Source organism: Sphaerotilus sp., assembly GCF_041083715.1.
GTDB lineage: Bacteria > Pseudomonadota > Gammaproteobacteria > Burkholderiales > Burkholderiaceae_C > Sphaerotilus.
In genome coordinates this window covers 1-4889 of sequence record NZ_JBFPGY010000396.1, presented here as the reverse complement: position 1 = coordinate 4889, position 4889 = coordinate 1, and the positions used below count along the sequence as shown (strand labels likewise).

General features: G+C 71.5%; 5 protein-coding genes. 3 read left to right on the top strand and 2 right to left on the bottom strand.

The window, feature by feature from the left end:
• The coding region (locus tag AB3X43_RS18495; protein WP_369431340.1) for a hypothetical protein at nt 1–535 on the top strand (535 nt) is incomplete at its 5' end.
• A gap of 6 nt (nt 536–541) precedes the next feature.
• On the opposite strand, the gene AB3X43_RS18490 is transcribed toward AB3X43_RS18495, so the two are convergent.
• Complete coding sequence (locus AB3X43_RS18490) at nt 542–1720, bottom strand: MFS transporter (protein WP_369431339.1); 1179 nt, start codon at nt 1718–1720, stop codon at nt 542–544.
• Nucleotides 1721–1762: 42 nt separating this feature from the next.
• Here AB3X43_RS18490 and AB3X43_RS18485 point away from each other — a divergent pair, with 42 nt between their 5' ends.
• Nucleotides 1763–2860 carry a tartrate dehydrogenase gene (locus AB3X43_RS18485; protein ID WP_369431338.1) on the top strand — a complete coding sequence of 366 codons (1098 nt, stop codon included), beginning with the start codon at nt 1763–1765 and terminating at the stop codon, nt 2858–2860.
• Nucleotides 2861–2862: 2 nt separating this feature from the next.
• On the opposite strand, the gene AB3X43_RS18480 is transcribed toward AB3X43_RS18485, so the two are convergent.
• A complete protein-coding gene (locus AB3X43_RS18480) occupies nt 2863–3816 on the bottom strand; it encodes an NAD-dependent epimerase/dehydratase family protein (protein WP_369431337.1) in 954 nt (317 codons plus the stop codon).
• 96 nt (nt 3817–3912) lie between these two features.
• Here AB3X43_RS18480 and AB3X43_RS18475 point away from each other — a divergent pair, with 96 nt between their 5' ends.
• Entirely contained in the window at nt 3913–4839 is a 927-nt protein-coding gene (locus AB3X43_RS18475) for a LysR family transcriptional regulator (RefSeq protein ID WP_369431336.1), read from the top strand.
• Nucleotides 4840–4889: the final 50 nt, after the last annotated feature.

Genomic DNA, 4889 nt, shown 5'->3' with positions numbered 1-4889 from the left:
GCGCGACGGCATTTCCGATGTGGTGCCGACCATGGTGCCGCAGTGGAATCTGCGCGTCGAGGATCCTGTGCGCCGACGGGCCGTGAAAGTCGCCTTCGAAACTGCATTTCGACAACGTGGTGACGGCATCGCACAACGCGAAGCCTCGTTCGTGGTGCAGGAGACCGAATCCATCCTGACCGTGACGCCGCTCGGTCTGACGCAGGACCACCGGGACTGGCGGTACTGTTTTCCGCAGGCGCCCGGCGCCGATCCGCAGGGGTATCCGATCGAGTCCCTGATGGCGATCGACGCGCCCACGGTCAAGCAGGGCATGCACCACATCGACGGGCTGCTGGCGTTCTACGGCGCCGGTGTGCGCCGTGGCGTGCGGCTGCCGGACTGCACCAATCTCGACGTGGCACCGACCCTGCTGGCGCTGATGGATGTACCGGTGCCGGCGGTGATGGAGGGCCAGGTGCTGGGCTGCACCGACGCCCTGGCTGCCCGCGCCAGGCCGGCCGCCGAAACGAAGCCGCTGTCGATGGCGGCCTGATCGCTGTCAGCGCGCAGGCATCGCCGGTCGCACCCAGCCGACCAGCAGCGCGGCCGCCAGCAGTGCGCAGCCGCCCGAGAATGCAAACGCCGCCCCCGGTCCTGCCGACTGGTAGACCGCGCCGAACACGACCGACGCGGGCAGCAGCATCAGCCCCGCCGTCAGGTTGAACCAGCCGAAGGCGGTGCCCTGGCCGTCCACGGGCGCGAGGTCGGCGACCAGCGCCTTCTCGACGCCCTCGGTCGCGGCGAGGAACACGCCATAGGCCGCGAAGACCACGAACAGGCCGGGACCGACGCGGGTCAGCAGGCCGAGCGCGGCGTAGACGGCGGCGTAGGCGGTGTAGCCCCCCAGCAGCAGCCGCATCCGCCCGAAGCGGTCCGACAGCGCCGACAGTGGGGTCGACAGCACCATCGCCACCGCCGACACCCCCGCCCACAGCAGCGGCACCTGCGCCTGCGGCAGGCCGAGTTCACGCGCGCGCAGCAGCAGGAACATGTTCGACGAGTTGCCCAGCGTGAACAGCGCGACCACCACCAGATAGCGCCGGAAGGCGAGGGGCATGTCGCGCAGCCGCCAGTCGAACGGCTTGCGCACGGCGATCGGGCGCTGCGCCGGCTCCTGGAGCCCGAGCGCCAGCGCCAGGCACAGCGCCGCCGGCACGATCGACCACACGAACACGTCCTGCAGCGCCACGCCGGACGCGAGCAGCGCCGCCGCCATCAGCGGCCCGATGACGGCGCCCGCGTTGTCCATCGCCCGGTGCAGCCCGAAGGCCAGGCCGCGCCGCTCGGGGCCAGCGCTCGCGGCCAGCAGTGCATCGCGCGGCGAGGTGCGCAGGCCCTTGCCGACCCGGTCGGCGAAGCGCAGCAGCAGCAGCCCCGGCCAGCTCGTCACCAGCGCCACCAGCGGCCGCCCGACCCCGGCCAGCCCGTAGCCGAACACGATCCACGGCTTGGCGCGCTGCGTGCGGTCCACCACCGCGCCCGAGAACAGCTTGAGCAGGCTGGCAGTCGCTTCGGCGATGCCCTCGATCAGGCCGAGCGTGCGCGGCCCGGCCATCAGCACCGACGACAGGTAGAGCGGGATCAGCGGATACAGCATCTCGGAGGCCGAGTCGTTGACCAGACTGATGAGCCCGATCAGCCAGACGGTGCGGGGCAGGGCGCGAAGAGAGGTCCACATGCGGGCCACGTTAGCATGGGCCCCCTGTTTCGGAGTCTGTCCATGACCACCTCGACCTCGCGTTTCCGCATTGCCGTGATGCCCGGCGACGGCATCGGCCAGGAGGTGATGCCCGAGGGTCTGCGTGTGCTCGGCGCCGCCGCGCAACGCTTCGGACTCACCCTGGACTACACGCCGATCGCCTGGGCGAGCTGCGACTGGTACACCCGCACCGGCGAGATGATGCCCAGCGACTGGAAGCAGCGGCTCGACGGCCACGACGCGATCTACTTCGGCGCGGTCGGCTGGCCGGCGACGGTGCCGGACCACGTCTCGCTGTGGGGCTCGCTGCTGAAGTTCCGCCGCGAGTTCGACCAGTACATCAACCTGCGGCCGGTGCGGCTGTTCGAGGGCGTGCCCTGTCCACTGGCCAACCGCCAGCCGGGCGAGATCGACTTCTGCGTCGTGCGCGAGAACACCGAGGGTGAGTACACCAACATCGGTGGCGTGATGTGGCCGGGCACCGAGCAGGAGGTGGTGCTGCAGCAGAACGTCTTCTCGCGCCGCGGCGCGGACCGGGTGCTGCGGTATGCCTTCGACCTCGCGCAGTCACGCGCCCGCAAGAAGCTGACCGTGGCGACCAAGAGCAACGGCATCGCGGTGAGCATGCCGTGGTGGGACGGCCGCGCCGACGCGATGGCCGCCGCCTACCCGGAGGTCGCCGTGGACAAGCAGCACATCGACATCCTCTGCGCCCGCTTCGTGCTGCAGCCGGACCGCTTCGATGTGGTGGTGGCGTCCAACCTGTTCGGCGACATCCTGAGCGACCTCGGCCCGGCCTGCACCGGCACGATCGGGCTGGCGCCGTCGGCCAACCTGGACCCGGAGCGGCGCTTTCCGTCGCTGTTCGAACCGGTGCATGGCTCGGCGCCGGACATCTTCGGCAGGAACATCGCCAACCCGGTCGCGATGGTCTGGTCGGGCGCGCTGATGCTCGACTTCCTGAGCCACGGCCAGGGCGCCGGCCGCGCCGCGCACGACGCGATCGTGCGCGCCATCGAGGACGTGATCCGCAGCGGCCCGCGCACGCCCGACCTCGGCGGCCAAGCCAGCACGACCGAGATGGGCGAGGCGATCGCGGCGGCGGTGCTGAAGGGCTGACGTCAGCGGCGCAGGGTCGCGCGCAGCGCCACGTCCAGTGGCGTGTGCGGCAGCGGCCCGAGCGCGGCCTCCAGCGCCCGCCCGTCCAGCGTGTGCGGCACCTCCCACAGATAGGCCATCTCCGCCAGCTCGCGCCAGATCGGCACCACCCAGCCGCCGACGCGGATCACGCCCCACGGCAGCCCGCCACGCTTCAGCGGCCCGGCCGGCGCGAGGCCGAGTTCATGGGCGAGGCGCTCGATCGTGTCCAGCAGCACCGCGCCGGTCACGTCGTGGCTGCGGTGGTGCCAGCATCGGAACGCCGGACCTTCCGCTGACCGCGCCGCCGCCGCGACAAATGCCTGCGCCAGATCGGGCAGGTAGGTCCACGCATGCACCCGGTCGGTCGGCCCCGGATAGACGAGCTTGCCCTTTGCCAGCGACTTGATGATCGCCTGGTCAAGCCACGTCCCAGAGCCGCTGCCGAAGAAGTCCCCTGCGCGGAGGACGATGCTGCGCAGTTGACCGCTGGCGGCGCGTTGCTGAAGCTCGGCTTCCAGCGCGATGCGCAGCCGCCCTTTGCGGCCCGTGGCGGTCTGCGGCGTGTCTTCGCGCAGCACGGGCGGCATGTCGGCACCGAAGTTGTAGACGTTGCCCGGCAGCAGGAAGACGGCGCCCAGCCGCTCCGCCACAGCCATGCCCTGGCGCGCCATCGGCAGCAGGTCGGTCGGCCAGCGGGTGTAGACCGGGTTGATCGCATACACCACGGCGTGCGCGCCGGCTGCGGCCGATGCCAGCGCGGCGGTGTCCGACAGGTCCATCGTCACCACCTGGGCGCCCGCGGGCAGCGCGGCGAGCGGGCGGCGCACCTGCGCCAGCACCTGCCAGCCGGCGGCGGCAAAGGCCTGGGTCGCCGCCGCGCCGAAGCGGCCGTTGGCGCCGAGGATCAGAACGCGGGGTGCGGTCGAGGGAGTCATGGGGCAGTCCGAAGGCGTGTGGCGATGCCTCCAGTCTGGTGGCTGACACGCCATCCGACCATCGACGGTGGCTGCAAGCCAGCTATACAGTTCTGCATGACCGATCCCCTCGCCCGTTTCGACTGGACCCTCGTACGCAGTTTCCTGGCGGTGCTGGATGCTGGCAGCCTGATGGGCGCAGCCCGCCGCCTCGGCGCGCAGCAGCCCACGCTGTCGCGCCACATCGCCGAGCTGGAGGCGCAGTTGAAAACGCCGCTGTTCGAGCGCACTGGCCGCGGCGTCGTGCCCACTGCGGCGGCGCTGGCGATCGCCGACGCGGCGCGCGAGATGGCCGACGGCGCGCAGTCGCTGTCCCGTGCGCTCGCCCGCAACCGCGACACCACCGCCGGCACCGTGCGCGTGACCACCAGCCAGGTCGCGGCGGCGTGGCTGCTGCCACCGGTGCTGGCGGCCTTGCAGGTGGCCGAGCCGGGCGTGCAGATCGAGCTGGTCGTCTCGAACGAGGTGACGAACCTGCTCCGCCGCGAGGCCGACATCGCCGTGCGCATGGTGCGGCCGACGCAGGCCTCGCTGCTGGCACGCAAGCTGGCCGATCTGTCGATCGTCGCCTGCGCGCACCGCGGCTACCTGGCGCGCGCCGGCACGCCGCGCGAGCCGATGGAGCTGTTGCAGCACCGCCTGATCGGTTTCGACCGCGACGACGCCATCCTGCGCGGCTTCGGGCAGATGGGCCTGCCGGTCACACCCGCGCACTTCGCGCTGCGCACCGACGACCAGGTCGCCAACGGCCAGCTCATCGCCGCGGGGGCGGGCATCGGCTTCGCGGCGGCGTATGCACTGCGGCACTGGCCGGGCGTGGTGCCGGTGCTGCCGCAACTGGGGATTCCGGCCATGCCGTGCTGGCTGGCCGTCCACCGGGAGGTGCAAGGCAGCCGGCTGGTGCGGCGGGTCTGGGATTACCTGGCGGAGGCGATTCCCCGCGAGGTCGGGTGCCTGCCGCCCGAGCCGTTCAAGCCTTCTTGAGGAAACACGCCTTCAGCATGAAGCTGCCGGCGTCCATCCTGCAATCCACC

Excerpts from the sequence above, each read along its gene's own strand:
- AB3X43_RS18490 (WP_369431339.1), bottom strand. The coding sequence starts at position 1,720 with ATGTGGACCTCTCTTCGCGCCCTGCCCCGCACCGTCTGGCTGATCGGG.
- AB3X43_RS18485 (WP_369431338.1), top strand. The coding sequence starts at position 1,763 with ATGACCACCTCGACCTCGCGTTTCCGCATTGCCGTGATGCCCGGCGAC.
- AB3X43_RS18480 (WP_369431337.1), bottom strand. The coding sequence starts at position 3,816 with ATGACTCCCTCGACCGCACCCCGCGTTCTGATCCTCGGCGCCAACGGC.
- AB3X43_RS18475 (WP_369431336.1), top strand. The coding sequence starts at position 3,913 with ATGACCGATCCCCTCGCCCGTTTCGACTGGACCCTCGTACGCAGTTTC.